At 46.7% G+C, this 21,776-nt stretch carries 19 protein-coding genes; 3 read left to right on the top strand and 16 right to left on the bottom strand.

Annotation, left to right across the window (positions count from 1 at the left end; translation table 11 throughout):
• Positions 1–384 precede the first annotated feature (384 nt).
• Positions 385–981: an ABC-2 transporter permease gene (locus BI182_RS10295; protein ID WP_286807762.1), complete on the top strand. Its 597-nt coding sequence runs from the start codon at positions 385–387 to the stop codon at positions 979–981.
• A gap of 9 nt (positions 982–990) precedes the next feature.
• Here BI182_RS10295 and BI182_RS10290 read toward each other — a convergent pair whose 3' ends face one another.
• On the bottom strand, positions 991–1,845 hold the full coding sequence (locus BI182_RS10290; protein ID WP_286807761.1) for an HD domain-containing phosphohydrolase: 855 nt from the start codon (positions 1,843–1,845) through the stop codon (positions 991–993).
• Positions 1,846–1,940: 95 nt separating this feature from the next.
• Here BI182_RS10290 and BI182_RS10285 point away from each other — a divergent pair, with 95 nt between their 5' ends.
• Together BI182_RS10285 and BI182_RS10280 are read left to right on the top strand one after the other, a co-directional pair.
• Positions 1,941–2,801: a transposase gene (locus BI182_RS10285; protein ID WP_286807760.1), complete on the top strand. Its 861-nt coding sequence runs from the start codon at positions 1,941–1,943 to the stop codon at positions 2,799–2,801.
• Between the two features lie 94 nt (positions 2,802–2,895).
• Positions 2,896–3,606, top strand: coding sequence for a transposase (locus BI182_RS10280; protein ID WP_286807752.1), 711 nt, complete (start codon positions 2,896–2,898; stop codon positions 3,604–3,606).
• Here the strand turns inward: BI182_RS10280 and BI182_RS10275 are convergent.
• The 15 genes from BI182_RS10275 to BI182_RS10205 form a co-directional block, all read right to left on the bottom strand.
• Positions 3,592–4,695, bottom strand: a complete 1,104-nt coding sequence (locus BI182_RS10275) for a PocR ligand-binding domain-containing protein (RefSeq protein ID WP_286807740.1) — start codon at positions 4,693–4,695, stop codon at positions 3,592–3,594. The genes BI182_RS10280 and BI182_RS10275 overlap by 15 nt on opposite strands.
• A complete protein-coding gene (locus BI182_RS10270; protein WP_286807736.1) occupies positions 4,673–5,242 on the bottom strand; it encodes a glycosyltransferase in 570 nt (189 codons plus the stop codon). The genes BI182_RS10275 and BI182_RS10270 overlap by 23 nt, the downstream gene beginning before the upstream one ends.
• Positions 5,243–5,304: 62 nt before the next feature.
• Complete coding sequence (locus BI182_RS10265; RefSeq protein WP_286807734.1) at positions 5,305–6,339, bottom strand: glycosyltransferase; 1,035 nt, start codon at positions 6,337–6,339, stop codon at positions 5,305–5,307.
• Positions 6,340–6,553: 214 nt separating this feature from the next.
• Positions 6,554–7,003, bottom strand: coding sequence for a hypothetical protein (locus BI182_RS10260; protein WP_228883563.1), 450 nt, complete (start codon positions 7,001–7,003; stop codon positions 6,554–6,556).
• A gap of 9 nt (positions 7,004–7,012) precedes the next feature.
• Positions 7,013–8,521, bottom strand: coding sequence for an FRG domain-containing protein (locus tag BI182_RS10255; protein WP_286807731.1), 1,509 nt, complete (start codon positions 8,519–8,521; stop codon positions 7,013–7,015).
• Between the two features lie 362 nt (positions 8,522–8,883).
• Positions 8,884–9,294: a phage holin family protein gene (locus BI182_RS10250; protein WP_228883559.1), complete on the bottom strand. Its 411-nt coding sequence runs from the start codon at positions 9,292–9,294 to the stop codon at positions 8,884–8,886.
• A 216-nt stretch (positions 9,295–9,510) separates the two neighbouring features.
• Positions 9,511–10,056, bottom strand: coding sequence for a D-Ala-D-Ala carboxypeptidase family metallohydrolase (locus BI182_RS10245; RefSeq protein ID WP_228883557.1), 546 nt, complete (start codon positions 10,054–10,056; stop codon positions 9,511–9,513).
• Positions 10,057–10,292: 236 nt separating this feature from the next.
• On the bottom strand, positions 10,293–10,517 hold the full coding sequence (locus BI182_RS10240; RefSeq protein ID WP_228883554.1) for a DUF2922 domain-containing protein: 225 nt from the start codon (positions 10,515–10,517) through the stop codon (positions 10,293–10,295).
• Positions 10,518–10,629: 112 nt separating this feature from the next.
• Positions 10,630–10,851 (bottom strand): DUF1659 domain-containing protein, encoded by a 222-nt coding sequence (locus BI182_RS10235; protein ID WP_228883552.1) that lies wholly within the window; start codon positions 10,849–10,851, stop codon positions 10,630–10,632.
• Between the two features lie 175 nt (positions 10,852–11,026).
• On the bottom strand, positions 11,027–11,743 hold the full coding sequence (locus BI182_RS10230) for a hypothetical protein (protein WP_286807717.1): 717 nt from the start codon (positions 11,741–11,743) through the stop codon (positions 11,027–11,029).
• Complete coding sequence (locus tag BI182_RS10225; RefSeq protein ID WP_286807710.1) at positions 11,736–13,127, bottom strand: ATP-binding protein; 1,392 nt, start codon at positions 13,125–13,127, stop codon at positions 11,736–11,738. Before BI182_RS10225 ends, BI182_RS10230 begins: the two co-directional genes overlap by 8 nt.
• A gap of 132 nt (positions 13,128–13,259) precedes the next feature.
• The gene (locus BI182_RS10220; protein ID WP_286807708.1) at positions 13,260–16,031 is read right to left on the bottom strand and encodes a DNA methyltransferase; all 2,772 of its coding nucleotides are present in this window, start codon (positions 16,029–16,031) and stop codon (positions 13,260–13,262) included.
• Between the two features lie 152 nt (positions 16,032–16,183).
• The gene (locus BI182_RS10215) at positions 16,184–16,561 is read right to left on the bottom strand and encodes a hypothetical protein (RefSeq protein ID WP_286807706.1); all 378 of its coding nucleotides are present in this window, start codon (positions 16,559–16,561) and stop codon (positions 16,184–16,186) included.
• Between the two features lie 381 nt (positions 16,562–16,942).
• On the bottom strand, positions 16,943–19,522 hold the full coding sequence (locus BI182_RS10210; protein ID WP_286807702.1) for a DNA primase family protein: 2,580 nt from the start codon (positions 19,520–19,522) through the stop codon (positions 16,943–16,945).
• Between the two features lie 244 nt (positions 19,523–19,766).
• Positions 19,767–21,566 (bottom strand): DNA polymerase, encoded by a 1,800-nt coding sequence (locus BI182_RS10205; protein WP_286807697.1) that lies wholly within the window; start codon positions 21,564–21,566, stop codon positions 19,767–19,769.
• Between the last annotated feature and the right edge of the window lie 210 nt (positions 21,567–21,776).

Raw genomic sequence — 21,776 nt, 5'->3', positions numbered from 1 at the left:
TAGAGCCTGAACATCTCTATCTTACATGGAAAGGTGATTTTTGGGTATAACCCTTTTGCCCACCACCCGCATAGCAGGTGGTTTATTATTTCGCACGTTTTGCGTGCTCAACAGACTAAAGTCTAAATAAAAGATCAGCACGCCATTGTTAAAGGCGATCCTGCCCTGTTACTGCCCGATCACGCCGATCACTTTGTCGGCCTGAATAAATCCAGCTACGGCTTTGAGGGGCTAACCGATAATAAAGCCGCCCTCAAAAAAGTTCTGCCCAGCCAAACCGTCTATGAAGTTCCCTCAATTGAGGATATTTTAAACTACTATGCCAGGAGGCCATCATGCTAAAGTCAAACTTTCTTCATTTCACCAAAATGCAATTTCACCAAAATGCAGATTTCGACATTCAGTCAAATTGTCTGGTTGCAGCTGCTCTGTATTGTGTTGTACCCAATGTATTTTAATCAGATTAACATAAACAATGATCGTGCCAATGTCATTGTTTTTGCAGTGGGACTTTTGATGCTATCCTATTTGCTTTTGCGGAATTTTGCTTTTAACGACGCCAAATATAAAACGAAGTTTCTATTTTGCCTCCTCCCGGTTACCCCGACAATCATTATCGGAGCCCGGGGCATCATCCTTTATCTCTTTTGTCTGGTTGCCACACCGCTGATCATTTTGTTTTCTAACATCAACCACGCCATCAAACCGGACATCTTTGCGATTGTGCAAACCGCTATTGTCCCTGATGGGTTATTGTTTGTAGCACTGTTTTTACCCCTCGAGTTTCTGATTTTTTATCTGTTCGAGGCCCAAAAATCCGATATTATCGGGGTGTTAGCGCTATTCCCGGCGATGGGCCTGATGTTGCTTTTATATAACGTGCTGCAGAGCAGTCTTTGGATTGCCGTGTTGATCCTTGCCATTTTTGCCAATGTCATCAGTTTCCGGTTTTCCCGGATGCTTTATCAACGCAAAAGTTAATGTGTAATTCTAGCTACTTGCATCGGAATACTCGGAACGTATCATTAAAATTTCTTCCCAGTTGTCAAGAAACAAGGTGATTACCCGAGGATCAAACATCTTCCCGCATTGCTCCACCAGATAGTGTCTTACCTGATGCAACGGCCAGGCCTCCTTATAGCAGCGCTTGTGAGAAACGGCATCAAAAACATCGGCTACCGATACGATGCGACTGAACACATTGATCTGCTCCCCGGCTATTCCCTGGGGATAACCGGTGCCATCCCAGCGTTCATGATGGCTTAAGGCAATGATCCCAGCTATTTTTAAAATTTTGTGGCTTGATTTTTTCATAATATTATAGCCGATGGTCGTGTGGGTTTTAATACAATCGAACTCTTCCCGGGTCAAGGGGCCCGGTTTGTTGAGAATATGATCCGGTATCCCGATTTTGCCAATGTCATGCATCGGTGCTGCGATTTTTAACAGCATAGCGTCTTCCTGATTCAAGCCATACTTAAGCCCGATCAGATGTGAGTATTCCGCTACCCGCACCACATGCTTGGCAGCCTCCTGAGAACGGGTCTCGATGATCTCACCCAGAGTATAAATGACTTCTTTCTGGGTATCAATTATTTCTTCATTCACCTTCTGTAGATATTCCTGAGCCTGTTTCATCTCGGTAATGTCCTGAATAACACCGATGATCCCCGCCACTTCACCAGCCTGGTCAGTAAAGATAGCTTTGTTAAAAATAACACTTTTATTTTTGCCAGTCGAGGACACGATTTGGAAATCATAAACCTGAGGTTTTTTAGTCTTCAACAGTTCGACATCGGCCTGATGATAAGCCTCTGCCAATTCCCGGGACGAAATATCAAACACCGTTTTGGTTCTTCCGCAAAAAGCCGTTAACTAAACCGTTTATTAAAGCTGAAGTGATATAATAGAAGCATCAAATAGAAAGGAAGTGTGTAAAAATGGATTCTCCAAATACACTGATTTTGGATCATTTCTTTCCAACCGATGTTTTAAAGATCACCGAAGTAATTGAAACCGAAAAAATTGTTATCCATATGAAATCAGTGAGTAGATTCTGCATCTGTCCCAAATGTCATCAGACACTTGAGCATTCTCACGGCACCTATATAAGAAAAGTTCAGGATCTGCCCATACTTGGGAAAAATGTCCAGCTCAGAATTAAAGCCCATGAGTATCTATGTAAAAATGCAGCTTGCCCGGTGATAACCGTTGCAGAAACATTTAATGGCTTTCTCAACGCAAACAGGCGGATGACTCAACGATGTGAAGATTTCATCTGTATGCTGGCAATGGAAACGAGCTGTGAAGGGTGTGCACGGATCTGCCAGGCGATGAATCTGCATATCAGTGGCGACAGTGTGATTCGCTTTCTTACAGAACGTTATGAAGCTCAGCCGGTTCCAGTTTGTGGCGAGACAATCGGCATCGACGATTTTGCTTTCAAGAAAAGAAACCGCTATGGTACAGTGATCGTTGACGAAGCCACTCACAAACCGGTTGCCATTCTTAATGGACGTGACAGCAATACGCTCAAGGCCTGGCTGCAGCAGAACAAGCAGGTCAAGCGCATCACCAGAGACAGGGCCGGGGCATATGCTTCCGCCATTGGGGAAATCCTCCCTGACGCCATGCAGATTGCAGACCGGTTCCATCTGCATCAGAATCTGCTGGAGGCCATTCAGAATGCACTCAAATCAGCTGTGCCGGCGGATATAAAAATACCGATTGATCAGATCCCGGCGGATTTTCAATCACCGGAAGAAAATCAAACAGCAAAGGAGGAGTCTAAAAAAAAATGATTGTTATGAAAAACCACTCAGATATGATGAAAAGCGCATTCAACTGTATAACGCAGTCAAAGAGTATACCAGTGCCGGTTTCAGCATCAGCCAAATGGCAAAGTTCCTCCAGTGCAGTCGCAAAACTGTTCGTAATTATATGAGCGGAGATTTTGACGCATTATGTTGTCGGGAACCACAGAGCTGTGCGGATCGCTATCATGATTACATTGTAAGATCATTGATTGCCGGGATGATCCGTAAGGACATTTATCGTGAGATCATAAAACAGGGCTATCCGGGAAAAATGACTGCAGCCTATGATTACATGAACAAACTGATTCAAAACCAGGGCATTGAAATCGCTGTTTACAGAAGCTCATCAATTGAAGCCATCGAACGTAAGAAACAGTTAAATAAATTTGATCATCTATCCCGGAGAGAAATCTTCCGGTTTCTCTGGATGAATGAAGATATTTTACCCAAACACCGTGACTATCTGATGGTAAATTATCCAATTATCTGGGAGCTCTACAAATGCGTCAAGGAATTCCGCCGGGTTTTCAAAGAAAAAAGTCTGCCCCAGCTGTATCTGTTCATTGATCGATACAAAGAATCTGAGCTGAAGCCGCTGGCAATATTTGCAACCGGTCTGGAAAAAGATCTTGAAGCGGTTGAAAACGCGGTTATGAGTGATTTGTCAAACGGATTTGTGGAAGGGTTTAACAACAAACTCAAAATGATAAAACGAACCATGTATGGTCGATGCGGTCAAAAATTACTGACGGCTAAATTGATGTACGATCCACATTCAAAGTCTGGATAACGGGTTTTTGCGGAAGAACCACCGTTTTACCGATATAATCCGATGGCGCCAAACCAATCGCCTCTTCGAAGGTTTTGTTGCCACCAAGATAGACCAGATCTTTATTCTTGTAAAAATCGGTGAAGGTACCGCATCCATCAGAGCATTTTGAAAATTCATGACATTATACAGTTCAATCATGGTTTGATGGATCTTGATGTTGGTAAAACTCAATTGCGAGATGTAACTGGCCATCTTGGTATAAAACTTCATAGCGGTTTCCACCTGTCGATGACTAAAGCGTGGAACCCGCTCCAATGCCGCCATATAAGCTTCCTCATCAAATCCAAATTCTCTGGCTTGATTTTGAAAATAGTCGTAATCGATGGATTCATCAGTGTAAAAAAACTGACCCAGGTAAATATGCCCCATCCGCTGATTTCCCAGATAAATCGGGGTAGCAATGTCCCAAAGGTTATTTTTACACTTATAGCTCCGGTATTCACCCACTTCGATTCCTTTGGTTATTTCAAAATCACTTTCCAGGCAGTTTTTACAGGAAGCCGGATTAAGCCGATGAAAGTTGACACAGATATCCTGCCATCCTTCTTTGACAATGATATTGCCATTCATATCAATAATCCCCACCGGGATCCCGGTCAGTTCGTAAAAATAGTCCATGATATTCTGGAACAGGGTGGCGTCCATCACATCACCCAGACTCAATTCAACAGCGGTAGTCGGGAATTCCATCAGCAGCTTTTTGGGATCGCTGAAATAATTTTTTGTTTCTTCCGGAACACCTGTACTGATGTTTAGTAGCACCAACTCCTGAGAATCCACATAAATTCCCCGCACGTCGATATGAATCATGTGGTTAGCCTGATTGGTAAAATAAGTTTTGAAAGCAAAGTGATGGTCCTTTTTTATCTTTTCAAAATATGCCAAAAATTGGGTTAAGGTTAGGCCGAAATTCAGATCTAAAATATAAATGCCGTTTAGTTGCTCAAGCTTCTGCTCAAGAAATTCGGCACAGGCGGCGCTGGCACCCAGGACAATCCCCTGGGCATTGACCATCATGATCTTGTCATTGATTGTGTTTTGTTCCATCACATTCTCCTTTTGGCGGCATCCAATTCTGGCCGAGATCAACAGCGCTACCTCCGTTACTACAACGAAGGTAGCGCTGCACCACGGCTTCCCAGGTGTAGTTGTCAACACAAATTTTCCGGGCCCGGTTGCGGACTTCCTGTCGGGCACTGTTGCTGAGCCCCGCATAATAGTTAAGCAGATAATTTAGCGACCCTGCTAGGTCAAAAACCAGCTCACTATCAAGTGCTGGCGGCCTAAAAGCCCCATCGGCTTCGCCCTGGTCAAAAATGTCTCCAAAAATCTGGCGATAGATGCTGATCACTTCGGCAAAACCACTGTGGTTGGTCAGCACCGGGATGATCCCTGATGCCAGTGCTTCAACGGCCACCAACCCAAATGCCTCGGGAAAAATTGATGGAGCTACGGTAATTTCGCAACAGGCAATCAGGCTTTTTAAATGTTGATGATCAAGATAGCCGGTGAAAACAATCGCTTCCCGGATGGCTCCGGTGGCGGCTGCTAGATAAGCGCTGGCAAAATCCGGGTCATTCAATTTATTTAACAATGCTTCAAAATAAACGGAAGCATCGGCAGCAATGGTGGCATCGACACTGTCCGGTTTCCTGATTAGTGTGATAAAGGTGCCAGATCCCCCTGATCCAGAGCCTTTATCAGAGTTTCAAAATAATCCCGGGATGACCCAAAGCCTACCAGAATGATTCGCAGTCGGTGATTTTTCATCAGCATCAGCGGCGCTGCCGCAATCAGTAACTGTACCCCTTTTGTCCACAAATACTTGCCATAATATAAGATGATTTTTTCATCCGTAAAGTCAATCCGACCCAGCTTACGAACGACGTCTTCATCGGTCTGCCAGAGCGCCGTCGCAGCTGAGGGCTGTCCAGCGATCAAGGGGGGCGCTGCCAGCCTGGCCAGCAGACCATCGATCTCGGCCTGTTTCTCACTGCTACCATTTAAACTGATAAAATTCTTCAGATCCACCCCGCCCGGAATCACCAGCGATTTTGCGTAAAGACTTGGGTCATTGTCAAAAAACGCCAGAAACTCCAGTCTGGAATACTGACTGATAAAAACTACCCACTCGGCATTGGCCAGAGCTTCCCGGGCGTATTCCTTTAACAAGAGACTGTGGCGCACCGAAAAATTCAAACAGCTACCGTGAACGGTCATCACGTGGCGGCAGTGGCCCAGTCGACTCCGGGCTACATAAACCGGCTGCATAATGCTATGGTTGCTTAAGACCAGAGCGGTGCGCCCCGGGTCGACGACAGCATCCAGCGCTCGACGGTTATCTTCAATATAGGCTTCAATTTCTGCTGGGGTACAGTCAGAATAGGTTTTTACCACATAACCCGGGTAATTGTCATAAACATAGACTGGTAAAAAACCATTCAGATTGGGTCGATACAACTGACATTTCCCCGGATAGGGGGTCGCTTGTTGATAAACTATTGTAATATTGTGGTTGTGGCGATCAAAGTCCCAGGCGGTTTCGATAAAGTCAAACAACTGGGGCTTTTCTTCCTGACAGAACAACTTTACCTGATGCCCCAGCTTACACAATTCCCGACAGGTATTTGCGACAAAGAGGTTACTGCCGGTACCTCGTAAAAAGTATCCGTGTACCATTACAATCTCCATCTTTCTTCCTCCATGTTATCCTAAACGAGCCCCAGTTTTGATGCTGCGACAAGGCCAACCGGCTTGCTCGTTGTATACCCCATCCTGTTATTTTTTCTCAAAAATAATCTATTATGCCTAACATAAGTTACGTGTGCTTGGAACCAATCAATCAAAATCTTCTTCTAATTAGACAAAACCACCGCTTCTGTGTTTTCTTTCTTTAGCAATATTACTAGCTATGAGATTCAATGCACCCAGTCCGTTTTTTATGCAAAATGAGCCACTTCATTAAATATGGCCGATCATTGTTTGTCGGAACTTCGTACCATTCTGAACAGAGGAAATATTCTCTACCATGAACTCTTACAGGATTTGCATAATACCTGACTGGTTTTACCCCACCAGTTGTTTTCACTTTTAATAGTAATGGAAATTGAATACCAAAGGTCTCCTTAGAATATTCATTTGTCTGCATTTTTTCTACTTCTTCAGGTAAAACATCTCCATCTTCAAGTATCCCCCGCAATACTGTTCTTACAATTACACCAATTTTCATTTCTTTGAGTCCATCAATATCTGTATTTTCAATTTTTACCATTTCTTTAGAAATTATTCTTGAAGATGAAACATCTACATGCCGCAGCCATGATAACATTAACGATTCGCCAACTTCAATTTTCATATCTTACCTCTATAAAGTATCTCTACCGATTGTTATCATGGGTCTCATTTTAACTGAAAAACCGTAGTGTTCTTCAAAATCGAAACCTCTCCACTTTTTGTTTAATTTGGCAATACGTTTAATACGTCTAGGGCTCAATTCTTTTTCGTATTCATGAAATGAACATCCATTATCTTCAAGCCTATCTCTGACATAAGGTATGGGTACGTTTGGCCAAAACTCTTTGGCAGTTGGTTCTAAATCACAGAGATAAAAGGATTTTGATTTTTTAATACTTTCAATTATATCCTCACATTCATTTAAACCGTCATTTGGATATATTTTTTTCCCATGCTCCATTTTTTCATATACCATTTCGCAGAGTTTTTCTGAGAGTGGAATTTTAAATTTTTCAAATGTCGGATCTTTATACATATCATATTTGCTATTCGTACGAATGAGATATCCATATTGATAATTACAACGCATGAATGGTTGGTAACCAATTGGCATAACTTTCGTTAGTTTGATCCCTTTTCTTTCAACATAATATGCCCAATCAACAATTTCAGATAAAGCTCTGTGAATAACAGCATAACGGGAATCTCCCCCCATATTAGCAACATTTTTTCTTGAATCAACTTTTTCAAAATCAGTTCGTTCTAAGGGTCGCCATTTTTTTGAATCATTGTCATATTTACAGCAAGCGAAAAATAGAGCTACATCTAAATTACTCGTAACATCCATCAGATTTGTTGGAAACCCATAATGCTGTGCAATCGCATATGGAAAAATTTGACCATATGTCCATTTTTTGCATATGTCAAATTTCTCAAGAAAACGAATAAAATTAAACAATTGTAATTGGCTAATGATAATTCTCATACGATCTTTATCCGTTTTCCCAACAAAATTCCGAAAGTAATTAGCCTTACTGGAACCATAAAATGCGTTTTCACCACGATAATAATAGCGTTGGCGACCTTGTCTAATTAAATCGATAAAACTTGTGCTATCACCGTAATCAACTAAAAATCCAGTACGAAAAAAATCAACTAATTCACCAATTGGCCCTCTTTTATTATTTTTAGTATCTTCAATATTTCTTATTTCCTGATCTGTTAAACTATCAAAATTTACAAGCCAGTTATTTAAAGTTCTTTTGTTTTTTTCTGGACTAAGACCCAACGCAGTGTAGATAAAAGACAATTCTTCTGGTTTTAGAGTTGACAAATTTTCATGATCTACAAGAAATTGAATCGTCTCTTGATCTTTTTTTTCATCTTCGAGCATTTTTTCAACATCACAGAAAGACAATTCCGGCAACTCACTCAGCGTTTCAATCATTCTAGCCGAATTTAAGTATTCATCACTGTTAGTATAACGTAAAATATTATTATAAACATCGCCCCTCTCCTGGAACTCAGCTTTACATAGATTTTCAATAGCTTTTTCATACATTGATCGTTGCATTGAAAAGTAGCTCGGACTATTTGATACATAATTTAGAAATGGTGGTGGGAAAGTTATTTTGTTCATTTCAATATATCACCTTATGCTTATAAATTTTTTACTTGGCATTGAGATCATTTCATCTGACCAAACGTGTAAATAACACCAAAGCTTACTTTACTAACTAACTGGAAAAATCTTTTCTTCTATTTTCAGTAACTTTTTCTCTGGCATACCAGTTTTCAGAAATTTCACACTACCAGTCAATAAGTACCTCAATCTTTTAAGTGTAATAACTTTTGCAAATCATTCGTATAATCGCTTACAACGGAACTATTGTATCATTTAATGGCGCTGTGGGAAAGATTATATCAGAATTCCGATCAAAAAAACAAACCCACCAGCTTAATACCAGTGCGTTTGTCTAACATGTGATCCGGACGAAATTGTTAGTCTTGATGCTGCTCTTCCTCCTCCCCCAACTCCTTAATCACAGTTGCCAGACGACTGGGCAGGGGCACCCCCAGACGTCCGAGATTTTCGAGAATACTCAGGCCTTCGTTGGAGAGATAAAAGCCGATCATCGCCACCCGGAGCGGCGCCCCGGCACCGCCAAGGAGGGTGATGTCCAACAAGTGGCCTATCCCGACCACCATGAAGATGAGGATTTTTTTGAGGATTCCCCGGAAGCCCTGAGCACTCGAAAGCTGCTTTTTCTGGAGGGCACAGAGTACCCCGGTTAAGTAGTCCATCACCACAAAGGCGATGAGACACTGTAAAAAGCCGTCAAAGCCGCCGAGCATTTGGCCCAGCACCCCGCCAGCCAGGGCAAAGACCAGGGAGATGTCACTGATTTTCATGGGTTCACAACCTTTCTGATTCGATTTTTAACGTTTTATTGATTTTACGTTTGTGTCTTATTTAGGCACATGTCATGCCCTAAAAATTACCAGGTTGCCCGGGTTTGACAAGGGGACATTTCGCCTTTTGACCCGGCGGGCTGACATTCGTAACGTCCCCTTTTCATACCCTCCCGTTTCACGCGACAAAATAATGCCATCCGTTTCTGTCAATGATCAGACTTCGCAGTGGACAAAGCCCTGCTCGGTGTAGATGATGGTGGACAGACCCAGGCTTTCGGCAATGCTGGCGACCCGGTCAATCGAAATACCCGGGGCATAAAGATCAGCGGCCTGGCCACTAAGGTGTTTAGATCCCGGAATTCCGCCGACTTCATTGTTTCTGGTTTGACAGCGCAGCCCGGAGGTGATTACCACCGGATTATTAAGGGCGTTGCGCAGCGCTTCGAGTTTTAACAGCAGGCCCCAATCCATGGTGCCGGGATAGCCGTCGCAATCGACCCCCTGGCAGTCGCAGGCAAATTCTGCCCGGGCAAAATGGGCGGTGGAACCATCGCCATCCAGTGAAATGACCGACAACTGTTCCAAAAACAGCCGGTTTTCGGTGAGTGGCCCCACCAGACCATCAGGATCAAGACCAGTGTCCTTCTGAAAGGCAGTAATTGCCTTTTTGGTTTTGGGCCCATCCCGGCCGTCGATTTTTAACGGGCCGTAGCCTCGGTCGTTAAGGGCGGTTTGAATTTTTTTGATAAAGGCGTTCATTTTGTTTTCCTTTCTTAATGGGATTGCCCCGGAAGGGGGCGGGCGATCAGGGATCGCCCCTACAGGATGATTCACGGTGTTCGTGTGATAGCTACACTAAGCTGTCAATTATTAGTTTGTAGGGGTGAACCGTGTTCGCCCGGAGGTGTCCATTCTTATTGACATTGGATTGCCCCAAAGGGGCGGGCGATCAGGGATCGCCCCTACGAAACGGCACCAGCATGGTAACCGCTATCCTAGCTCATGGTAAAGGCGGATTTGTCAGTGATGACCAGTTCGGCTTTGACCTTGGCGGTCAAGACTTGTCCATCAGGTGCGAAAATCGCTTGTTGAATCATCCCGGCCATGGCGGTGTTGACTTCGTCAACGGTGAGCCCCACCTTGGGATCGGTGATGGTCATGGTGGTGGTTTTTAAGTCGGCCCGTTTAAAGGTCAGTTGCAGTACGGTGTTTGCTGCCATTTTGTTACCTCCTCTCTGCTAAAATTTTGCGGGTTGGCGGCGATTTGCCAGTAAACCCTGAGATTGTCCCTCATTTGTTTTTAAGAGGGTCGACGGGTGATCACAGATCGCCCTAGATCATCGTCAGCAGGGACAGATCGTGTTTGATGACTTCTTCCATCATCGGTTGCTGCAAGCCGTCAATGATCAGGGCCGTGTCATAAATTGCCTGATCGGTGGCGGTGGCAACGATGTCGCCGTAGGTGCGGGTGGTGATTTTTTCCTTGCCATCGACAATGCCGTGGTTGGAGCGGATCTGCACTTTTTTGGTAAGAAAATCGCTAGTCAATGCCATTGGTCGTCCTCCTTTCCTCTTATTTGAACCCATTTTAGCATGCCCGGTGACTGGCTTTAAATGGCTAAGCAAGGGGGCGGCGGCAGATTTTTTGTATAAAAAAAAGCCGGTTTAAGTTTAAATTAAACACGGCTTATTTTGATCAGGTGTATTCTATTTTGAACCGATAGCGTCCTTATTCTTTACAGACTTTGTCATTACGCCTGAAATAAACGCCAAAATTTGTATGTCGTTCCAATGAATGTAGATCATTTTGGATAAAGTCCCAAGTTTCACGATAATTGCCTGATACAGCAAAATCTGAGTTCGTGATAAACTCCAGAAAATCCGCTTCCCGTCCTTCATAGCTATCGCTAAAAGCATCAGCTAGAGCTTCCTTATCTTCTCGCAGTGCATTCGGCTGATCATGGAGAACATGCTCCAGATTACATGCAAAATAGAAAAGCGAATACGGTATCTTGACCTTATTATTATCAAATGTCAATTCCCTGATGCCCAAAATACTGTTTAATATTCTTGATTTAAGTTGATTGCGCTGAATCATTTTTTCAGGATCGAGGGCATAGATACCGTTTAGTTGATAAGATTTCTCAGCATCGGGACTCTTAAACACACACGACTTATCGATGTAACAACCATCGGTATCCACCAGATGGACAATTTCACAAATATCATTTTTATTAACCTTATATGTATTGATATACCGTTTAACCACTTCATTTATTTTTTCTTTGCAGTTTTTCGTACTGATGCCAGGTGCGATGGTGATATCCGATCGGACGATGGCAAATTTGATCAGGTTGTTCTGGAACAGTTTTTTGAGAATGCCGCTCAGTGCATCCTCATCGGTAGTGCCTTCAACGATAAATAGAATTATTTTCTGTCTACTCATCTTTGAATAGACCATCCGCTTTTCTAAAGGCTTTTCGCATCGCCGCCGCATCGGTTTCAATATAGAGCTGTTCGTCGTTGCCACCCATGTAAATTGTTCTTAAGTAGACATCCCTCAGGTTGTTTGTTTTTTTGATGTTCGACAAATAAACATAACGTTTTTCGGGATTTGACGTAGTAAAAAGAATATTATTGGCGTTAAGCACTTCCAGCGGGCGTAAATTGTGAGAGGTAAAAATAAGCTGTCCTTTGCCACCCTCGCTCATTACTTTTAGAATTTCGCCCAGCAAAAACTCAAAAATACCTGAATCCAGTTCATCGACAAACATGCAATAGGATGGCCGATTATAAACTGCAATTAAGCTGCTGAGAATCGAAATGATCTTGACAATGCCATCCGACTCGTTTTTTAAAGAAACCTTTCTGCCATTGCGCACCGTGACGAGTTCAACCCGTATTTTTTTCTCACCATTTTTACTGTACTCTGATGATTTTTCCAGAACCTCCAGCTGCAGTTCAGGGACAATTTTTGACAAAACCACATTGATCTGCTGGATAATTTTTTTTGTGAGCGCATATTCTTCTTCACGGATCAGTGTGTCACCGGTTAACGCAATGGGATACTCGCCCTGGGCTGACCCGTATTTTGTGTCAATCCGAAAGCTGAAGGGGATCAGGATATTCATCAGGATTGACCCTAACCGTTCATTTTCAATAACACAAAGACTGCGATGACCAAATGTTTTTAGGTCTTCAATAATCATCGCTTCAGTGTCATCTTTTAAATAGCTGCTGTACTTTTTTGATATTTCCGGGCTGAAGACATACGAAGTTTTTCGCTCGGCTCCCAATGCCATGGCAATTTTAAAGCTAAGTGAGCGGGTCATGTTGCGGTTTTCAAGATCCTTGAATTTATCTTTTGGTTTGACGGTAATGGCTTTCTTACAATCAAAGCCGACAATTAATTTACGTGTTTTCCGCTTGCCTTCAATTTCATTCAGTTTTTTATAAGAAAGTCTTTCCTCAATAATCTTCACTTGAGAATCAATCGTTTTTTGAAGCGCCAGCTGATAATAGACCAGGTGGCGGTCAGTTTTATTTTTTTCGATATAAAAAACGCAGTCTAAACCACTCTCCTGTTCATTACAATCCATCAGCTCGATGGTATTGTCAGGGAGTGCATCCCCTGATAGAATGCGTTTGAGAATCCCTGCCATATTAATCAGGGTGGTTTTTCCAGAACCGTTTTGCCCATAAAGACCGAGTATTTCTGAATTTCCATCAAAATATGTCTCATTTTTATAGGATGGAAAATCGGCAACCCCCGATTTCACATTTTTTATATTTTTAATCGTCATACTTTGCATACGTACGATGGTATTCATTTGATCACCTTCCACTTTTTTTATTCATTATAACATAACGTCTATTTTATGCAATTGAAATATTAAATGGAATAAAATATGTCGATTATGGTTTTAATTTAACAGTTTACTAGATTTTTATCAATTTAAAACTTACTTCCCTGTCAGCTCCTGATAACGCCGCATCAATTCGGCAACGCATTGGGATTCGCGGATGTTTTTGTCAAAACCGTAAGCCGCCAGCACCGCCTTGTCGTTGGCCTGGTGGGCCCGACGCAGCTCTTTTGGCATGGTGATCTCATCATAGAGATCGGCCAGGCTACAATCCGGGTAGAGGGCCCGGGCGGCCAGGATGGCCCCGGCGGTGGTTTCGATTTGGACCTGCTGGGCGGGACTGGGGCTGGGCCAGGGGAAGTTGTTATAGACAATGTTAATGGAGTAGCTGTAATCACTTTTTAACCGGCAGCAAATTGCCCGCATCCAGGCCATATGGACATTTGAATTTAAAATACCAAAATGGTAGATATTTACATCTGGCATTAGACGAACTTTGTTACTACACAGAATATCTGGTTGCATAAACCCCATGGGTATATATCTACGTCGTTCAGATGATACTTCTGGTATGACTACGTAATCACCTTTTGGCATGTTCTCAACCTGAAATCGTGTAGGGGTTTCAGCAAGCTTTAATGTCGCCGTACGTTTGCTTTCCATGCGAAAATCTTTAACCAATGTTACTCTTTTCATGCATTCCGGCATTTTTCGCAGTTCATTGGGCGGACAGTCACCCAACCAGAGACAGTACCGGGGTTTCTGATTGATAAATTCTTTAGCCCCATACCATTTTTTAAACCATTTTTCAGCCTGGGGTTCTTTGCTGATAAACTCATTTTTTTCGTCTTCGGTAAACAGAAAGAATCCCCCATCAATCGGTTGATTACCAATACCAATTTCTGGCACATCACTAAGGGGTTTTGAGCGACTTTCCACGAAGATGTTTGGCGCATCCACAAGATACCCATTAATATTGTGGGCGATCTGAACGATGCTGTCGCTCTGGTAAAGCCGTCTTTCTTTTTCATTCTGAACTTGACTGAAGCCGACGATGACGCAATGGACGGCGGCTTTATCCTTGGCTTCACTCTCCCACTTAAAAGTGCGGTAGGCAAAATCAATGTGAATGCCTTGCTGTTCCATCAGATTTTTCCAGAGAATCGCCGGTTGTTCCCCCTGGGTAATGGAGTTGGTGGACACAAAGGCGACCCGAATCGAGGTTTCATCAATATACCGGGCGGCTTTTTCAAACCAGGCCGAGACATAGTCCAAATTTCCAAGACCCTTTAAGTGTGCAAAAATCCTTTCCATATCGGTCTTTTGTTCTTTTCCCATCATTCGGGCCCCGGAAAACGGCGGGTTCCCCATCACAAAATCCAGTTCCGCTTTGGCCACCACCCCTTCCCAATCCAGACTCAGGGCATTGCCCCAGGCAATATTGGCGTAGGATTTCAGGGGCAGAAAGTCCAGGTGGCTGTGGATGATGTCCTCGGTTTGTTTCATCATCTGGGCTTCGGCAATCCACAGGGCGGTCTTGCCGACGGATACGGCAAAATCATTGATCTCGATGCCGTAAAACTGGTGGATTGAGACTTTAATCGGGGTATGCAGCTCGCTGCCAAAGCGGATTTGGTCGCCGAGGAGCACCTTCAACAGGTCGTTTTCCAGGCGGCGCAGGGCGAGATAGGACTCGGTTAAAAAATTGCCCGAGCCACAGGCCGGGTCCAGAAAATTAAGCCCCGCCAGTTTGTCCTGAAAGGCCGAGAGATTGCGGTTTCGGGTCTTTTCCACGGGATCGCTTTTAAGCCGGTCAAATTCGTCTTTTAAATCGTCCAGAAACAAGGGGTCGATGACCTTGTGGATGTTCTCGATGGAGGTATAGTGCATCCCGCCACTCCGCCTTGTCTCGGGGTTTAAGGTGCTCTCAAAAACGGCACCAAAAATGGTCGGGCTGATTTCCTGCCAGTCAAAATCCTCGGAAGCATCGTGAATCAAAAGTTCAACAATTTCCGGGGAGAAGCCGGGGATTTCGATGCCTTCGGCTTCAAAGAGGCCGCCGTTGACATAGGGAAAGGCCATAAGCGCCGCATCCATATAGGGGTCGCGCTGGTCGACGGGCTGATTGAGGACGGCAAAGAGCTCAATTAAGGCTTTACGAACATCGGCGGGTTCGGGGGGGCGCTTGAGATAATCCTTAAAGATCCCGTGTCTGCCAAAAATCCCGGCGTCCTCGGCATAGAGGCAGAAAACCAGGCGGACACAGAGCATATTCAAGGATTTAAGTGACTCGGGATTAGTCGGGTCGCGATACTGCCTAAGCAGGGCATCATAAAGCTTGCCGACGATTTCCCCGGCCTTGATGGAAATTTCCATTTCCCGGATGACTTCGGTATTTTGGGCATCGACCAGAAATTCCAGGCGGTAGGTTTCCTCGGGCAGATCACAAAGTTTTATTTCTTCGGGCTCGCCGTTGGGGTTTTCCATGTCGTAAACGAGAAATTCCTTGAAATTACAGGTGACAATCCAGCGGGGCCGCTGGGAATAGGGCAGGTTGGCGGAGTAGCGCTTGGCCTGGGCAAAGGGGGTCAGCAGGCTACCGTCGGACTGTTTAATGGCCTTGCGCAGATCCCGATCCTGGCCCTTCTGCTCAATTAAGACATGGGTCTCAGGAATATAGCCGTCAATAAAGCTGGTGTGATCGAGCATCACCTGATCCTCAAAGCGGATCACCTGCTCGGGTTTGTCCACCCCGTAGACATCCCTAAGCAGCGCCAGCCAGAAGGGCTGGCTGTGTCCTTTTTCATAGCCTTTATCCTGCCACTCGGCCACAAAGGCCCGGGCGGCGTCACGTTTCTCGATTTCGGTCATCTTGTTATCCTCTCACATATAAACTGATTTTATTATACGCTGTTCCCCCTTTTATTTCAAATGCTTTGATTTTGCCGCACTAAAAAAAGATCCGGATGCTTGTTCCCCCTGTATGTGATCTGATCACAAACAGAGGGGTGTTCTCCTCCCGATCACGCCGCTTCCAGCGGATTAATCAGCCGAAGCCCCTGCTGATGGAGCCGATAGACCCAGCGGAGATCATAATGCATGGCGGCGGCAATGGTTTCAAAGGACTCATTGCCAACATAGCGGCGCGTCAGAATTTCCTGAATCCGGCGATCGCCCAGGCCTTCAATCAGGTCGATCATCCGGGCCTGGAGACGCTCAACCTGATGCTGGTCGGCTTCGATCTGGTCGGTCAGGCGGTCAATCCGGTTTTGGCAGCGGCGGGCGGTGGCCTCGGTGTCGCCATCAATTTGGGCCAGCCGATTCTGGTAGTGGCGGCGGTACTGGGTGTTTCTAAAAATCTGGCCGTCGAGCTGGGTAATCTGGTGTTTTAAGGTTTTCATCGTGTCCTCCTGTATTGGGGTTTAATGTTTTGATTTTAAGTAGTTGCGCCCCATCAGCGTTACGGTCAAAGTGGACAGGTTTGCCGGGACGGGCGATTACGACACCAAAGGGCCGACCCTCGCCCCAACAAACGATATTTTCTACCGTGAGGCAATATTCTGCAATCATTCGGGATGGACATTTTCGGAGGGGTGGAGGGGTTTGACCTCGGAAATTCTCCCCTAATGTTTTTTTGTTTATAAAATAATTTCTGCCATAATGACAATAACCTCTCCGATCCCTTCGAATCGCATTAATCAGCCAAGAAATCCCTCCGACTTTTTAATAATTTTGCCATCATCCCAACATAAAAGTGATTTTTTTTAGCTGCCTGGGGTTTTTCAGGCAACCTCCTCAAGATCCAACAGCGTAATCCCGGTGTAGAGGGCCCGCCGAGAGACCGTATCCCTCATTTTTTCAAGCTCCGGAAAAGCTTCTTTTAACTCCATCCAGAAGCGTTTCTGACTGACCGGGTGCAGGCCCGACTCCTGGCAATAATGCTGATAGGCAATAAAAAGCTGGGTGGCCGGGGCCTGGTTACTGCGCTTCAGAGCGCAGCGCTCATCTACAAAGGAGCGCACCGAGCTGCCAGCAATCCGGTAGGCATCCAGGGCGGCGACACTCTTGGCCGACTGGGAAAAACAATAATGGTTGGCCGAAAGCCGGGCCAGTCCTGCCAGCGCCCAGTTTAAAATCCCGGCGGCCTCGTTTTTTAATTTGTCCTTGAGATAAAGATCCCGCTGGGCCGGTGGTTTAGGCGGCAGAAAGGGAACGATGATCAGGCGGCGGTAAAAGGCTTCGGAACGGTCGCCCAGATTTTTGGGCAGGCTGTTGCAGGAAAACACCAGCCGGGCGGTGGCTTTAAAGGAAAACGGGTCTTTGTTTTTGCGCTCGGCGGTGATAAAATCCTCCCCAGTGATGCTTTTAAAGAGGCCGTTATCCTCAAGTGATTTGGACGGCAAATCGGCAAAAATATTGGCCAGCATCCCGAACAACTCGGCTGTTTTAAAGCGATCCCCGAGATTCTGCCAGGGGATATTGGCGACATTGACCGCCCCCAGCAGCACATCCTGAGCCACCGCCAGCAGCGTCGATTTTCCGGCGCCGCCCGCCCCCACAAAAACAAAGGCCTTCTGGGCGCAGGTTTCGGGGATCAGCAGATAGCCAAAAATCTCCTGAAGCAGCAGCTGGCTGTCGGCATCCAGACAGTCGGCCAGAAAAGCCATAAAAATCGGGGCAACCGCAGTTTTTTCAAAACCGGCCTGCAACTGGATGGTTGATAAAATGTTGGGATCATGGAGCTTTAGCTGCCCAGTGGCCAGATCGTAGCGGCCATTTTTTAAATTGATAGTGCCCTTGTCCCGGTTGAGTCCCTGGGCGCTGCGGCTGATTTCCACCGTCCATTGGCTCAGTACATCGTTGATTTGAGCCATCGAAACGAGCTCCGGACGCAGATACTTGCGAACAATTTTCTGACAGTGACGGTCGTCCACCATTTTGTAGACCCCGCCCAGATATTGATAATAGGCCTCCCCAGCGTAAAAAATCCGTTTGTGTTTGGCCAGCTCGTTGGCCAGAATCCCCGGCATCAGCCGATAGCCGTTGGCTTTTTTACGATACCAGCTGGGCAGCGGGGTCTTCCCCAGCTCCCAGGGAGCTTTGGCCGGACAGCTGCTCCGCCGGGGGCAGGCATAGCCCCAGCCCTTTAGGGTTTCGCAAGTCATCGGGCCGGCGCCGGTGTTTTTAAACTGGGCGATTTTTTTCTCGGTAGCCGCCGCCGTATAGTCGGGATAATCCCGGGACAGCCCATGGATGGCCGCCACCCCGCCGGGTAATGTGGCCAGCTGGGTGATCATGGCGTACCACAGCGGTTCACTTAGGGTGGCGGCGTTATCCCGGGCATGGCTTAAAAAGGCACAGCTCGTAATCATCCGCTGGGGGTCTGGCATCTCCGTGTCCGCAAAAAAGCCGGGGATGCTGGCGGTTCCGGTGGATGGTTTGGCGGCAGCAATGGCGGGCACCATGGTTCCGGTGACGGCTGCAAGCGCCGCTGTGATCTCGGCTTGGGTATAGCGCAGCTGGGGGTCGAATTTGATGCAGGTCACCAGCACCGGCTCCTGCTTATTGTGGAAAAAGCCCGGCAGCCGCATCACCCGGCTAAGATTGGAAATCACCGGATCGCCCTGAAAAACAGCCGCCAGTGCTTTCTGGATGGGACGAAACTGGCGACGGTCGGTGGCTAATTCTTGATTGAACACGGATTCTGCCGTTACACCCTTTGACGACAGCGCTGGCACTGACGTGTCCGGGCTGTCACAGACCGCCCCGACGGGATGATTCAAATCGATACCGTCAATCGCTGAGGTATCCGGGAGGTTGGCGGCGGCCGTCAACGATGGTTTCTCCAAATTTTCTGCGGAATTATCGCATTCTTTAAACAATACTTGATTATTACCACTACTTTCATTTAAAACCCTGCCATTACAAGTCAGATCATTGGGGTATTCACCCATTTCTGCTCTATTTTTCAGTAGCCAGTAGCCATGAAGGGATTTCCGGGTTTTAACAATCAGCGACGGTTCCAGCGGAAAGGCCAGCAGATTATCATACTGCTGCGCAAGCGACAGATCGTCGGCTTCCACAAAATGCGCCGCTACGGTGGTGATTTCGTCATCCCGGTGGCCGCCGGGATTGACCACAAAAAAGATGCCAGCACGGTGGGCCTGGTTGGCCAGATGCAGCCCGGCCAGAAAATCCTCCGTTGCCAGCTCGGCAGCGCTGACCTGATAATTTTTGCCGCCACCTTTGCCATGATCAGAAAAGCTGCGCAAATGGTAGGGGCCGGGGTGAAAGGCGGCCAGAAATTCGGCGGGTGTTACGGTAATCGGGCTGGCCGCCGCCAGGTTGGTGTTGGTATTCATAAGAACCTCCTTGAATTTTGAAATATTAGGTAATTGCGAAACTGCCGTGAGCTTTGCGCCCAGTTTCGCACGAAACAATTTTTACACTGTACGGCGGACAGTTCGATGAACTGTTCGCCTACACATTACAAAATTGTTTGTGGAAACTGTCCACAAAGCAACCATTGTTCGATGTTTTTCATTTCGCAATTACCTATTTTGAAACATACAATGTCCGGGGATCGCCCGTAATCGCCGAAACCGATCAGGCCGCCGCTGCCTCAAAGCCTTCGTCAACAGCATACGGCTTCAGGCTGCCGTAGCGGTGGCCGACACTGACTTCCACCACCAGTGGCAGATCAAAGCCCGGGAATGGCTGCGCCTCCATGATCTGCTTGAGACTGGCAATGCTTAAGTCCAGCACCTCGTTAGCAACCTCAAAAACCAGTTCATCGTGAACCGTCAAAAGCGGCGTGATCCCCGGATTTCCAGCCAGCAGCGGCAGCAGCCGAACCATTGCCAGCTTTAAAATATCGGCGGCGGTGCCCTGAATCGGGTGGTTTAGTGCCGCCCGGCGGGCGTGGCTGACGGTCGCCTCATCGGGGTCACTAAGCCCCGGTAGACAGCGTTTGCGCCCCAGCGCGGTGCCGATCTGCTGGTCATAACTGGCCTGACGGATTACCGCCTGCTGCCATGGCCTAAGCCCCGGATAAGCCCGATGAATGTTAAAAATCATTGCCTCACAGGCCGAAAGGCTGAGGTTTAAACCGGCCTTGAGCTTTAAAATCCGCTTAAGGCCTTTGGGATAAAGACCGTAGAAAATCCCGAAATTAATATTCTTGGCAACAGTGCGGCGCTCTTTATAAAGCGGATGCTCTTTGTCTAAAGCTTCAGCCAGGCTGATGCCGTAAACTCCGGCGGTGGTACTGGCATGGATGTCGCCGCCGTTTTGATAGACCGCCCGCATGGCCCGATCCCCCGTCAGCCAAGCCCCGATGCGTAGCTCGATCTGGCTGTAATCACAGGCCACCAGGATTTTGCCGGGCCGGGCCACAAACAGATCGCGGACGTTGACGCCGCCGATTGATCCAGTCGGCAAATTCTGACAATTGGGCTGCTGGCTGGAAAACCGCCCGGTTTCGGTGCCCAGCGGAAAAAAGCGGGTATGAATCGCCCCGGTGACGGGATTTTTGGCATCGCGCAGCCCAATCAGGTAGGTTTTAAAAAGTTTGCCCAGGCGGCGGAAATCGCCCACCAACTCCAGATAGCCAAGCACTTCCGGCTTGTTTTCCCGGGCATAATCCATCAGAGCATCCAGGGCTTCGTTATCCACCGAGGGCTTGCCGGTGGCGGTTGTCTTTAATACTGGGAGGGACAGTTCGTTGTATAAATAGGTTTTAAAATCATTGGTGGCGGCGTTGGCTCCGACGTTCACTCGCCGCTGCCCGGACTGCTCAAGCGTATGCTTAAGCACCGCCTGGTTTTTTTTGATGGTTGCCTGACTGGCTGATAACAGCGGCATATCGATATATACCCCGGCGTACTCCATCATGGCGGTATAAATCGCCACCGGCGACTCCATGGTTTTTAACAGCTGTCCATGACTAGGGAGGTATTTTAAGAACCAGGCCTGCTCAAACTGCCACAGTTTTAAGGCAAAAGCCGCATCGGCACCAGCATAGGCCGCCGTTTTTTCAGCTTGGGGATCCAGATTACAAAAGTTCCCGTCTCCCACCGTCGCTAAAAAACTGGGCAATTCCACCCCCAGCCACTCCCGTACCAGCCGCTTCAGACCGGCCTCGTTCAGCCGTCGAAAATGGCTGGTGTCCTTTAAGATCAGCTGGGCCCCGGCGATGGTATCAAAAACCGGGGGCTTAAGCACAATTCCCTCGGCCAGCAGAAACTTGCTTTCAAAGCACAGATTGTGGGCAATTTTAAGACAATCCGGGTTTTCAAAAACAGTCGCTTTGAGCAGCGCCAGCACCGCTGCCGGATCGGCATTGACCCCGACCCGATGGCGCAGGGGCAGGTAGACGGCGGTGATGGGCGGTTTTTCCGGCAGCACCGCCAGGGCAATCCCGGTAATTTCGGCCTGATGGGGATCAAGAGCCGCTTTGTCCTGATCCCCGTTTTTCGGCGCAGTTTCAAAATCAGCACCACCCGTCTAACGGGTGGTTTGCTCTGAGGCTATAAGCCTCTGTTACCGGCCGGCGCCTCAAGACGCTGGCCTTCACTTCGTTCAGGCTCTATGGCCTTTGCCACTTTTGCTTGCCCC

Origin of the sequence: Acetobacterium sp. MES1, from assembly GCF_002237635.1 — a bacterium.
GTDB classification, from domain to species: Bacteria; Bacillota; Clostridia; order Eubacteriales; family Eubacteriaceae; genus Acetobacterium; species Acetobacterium wieringae.
This window is presented reverse-complemented; position numbering and strand designations above follow the sequence as displayed.

Coding starts and splice junctions, on each gene's coding strand:
- BI182_RS10295 (WP_286807762.1), top strand. CDS start 385: ATGCAGATTTCGACATTCAGTCAAATTGTCTGGTTGCAGCTGCTCTGT.
- BI182_RS10285 (WP_286807760.1), top strand. CDS start 1,941: ATGGATTCTCCAAATACACTGATTTTGGATCATTTCTTTCCAACCGAT.
- BI182_RS10280 (WP_286807752.1), top strand. CDS start 2,896: ATGGCAAAGTTCCTCCAGTGCAGTCGCAAAACTGTTCGTAATTATATG.
- BI182_RS10275 (WP_286807740.1), bottom strand. CDS start 4,695: ATGGAACAAAACACAATCAATGACAAGATCATGATGGTCAATGCCCAG.
- BI182_RS10265 (WP_286807734.1), bottom strand. CDS start 6,339: ATGGAGATTGTAATGGTACACGGATACTTTTTACGAGGTACCGGCAGT.
- BI182_RS10260 (WP_228883563.1), bottom strand. CDS start 7,003: ATGAAAATTGAAGTTGGCGAATCGTTAATGTTATCATGGCTGCGGCAT.
- BI182_RS10255 (WP_286807731.1), bottom strand. CDS start 8,521: ATGAACAAAATAACTTTCCCACCACCATTTCTAAATTATGTATCAAAT.
- BI182_RS10250 (WP_228883559.1), bottom strand. CDS start 9,294: ATGAAAATCAGTGACATCTCCCTGGTCTTTGCCCTGGCTGGCGGGGTG.
- BI182_RS10245 (WP_228883557.1), bottom strand. CDS start 10,056: ATGAACGCCTTTATCAAAAAAATTCAAACCGCCCTTAACGACCGAGGC.
- BI182_RS10240 (WP_228883554.1), bottom strand. CDS start 10,517: ATGGCAGCAAACACCGTACTGCAACTGACCTTTAAACGGGCCGACTTA.
- BI182_RS10235 (WP_228883552.1), bottom strand. CDS start 10,851: ATGGCATTGACTAGCGATTTTCTTACCAAAAAAGTGCAGATCCGCTCC.
- BI182_RS10230 (WP_286807717.1), bottom strand. CDS start 11,743: ATGAGTAGACAGAAAATAATTCTATTTATCGTTGAAGGCACTACCGAT.
- BI182_RS10225 (WP_286807710.1), bottom strand. CDS start 13,127: ATGAATACCATCGTACGTATGCAAAGTATGACGATTAAAAATATAAAA.
- BI182_RS10220 (WP_286807708.1), bottom strand. CDS start 16,031: ATGACCGAAATCGAGAAACGTGACGCCGCCCGGGCCTTTGTGGCCGAG.
- BI182_RS10215 (WP_286807706.1), bottom strand. CDS start 16,561: ATGAAAACCTTAAAACACCAGATTACCCAGCTCGACGGCCAGATTTTT.
- BI182_RS10210 (WP_286807702.1), bottom strand. CDS start 19,522: ATGAATACCAACACCAACCTGGCGGCGGCCAGCCCGATTACCGTAACA.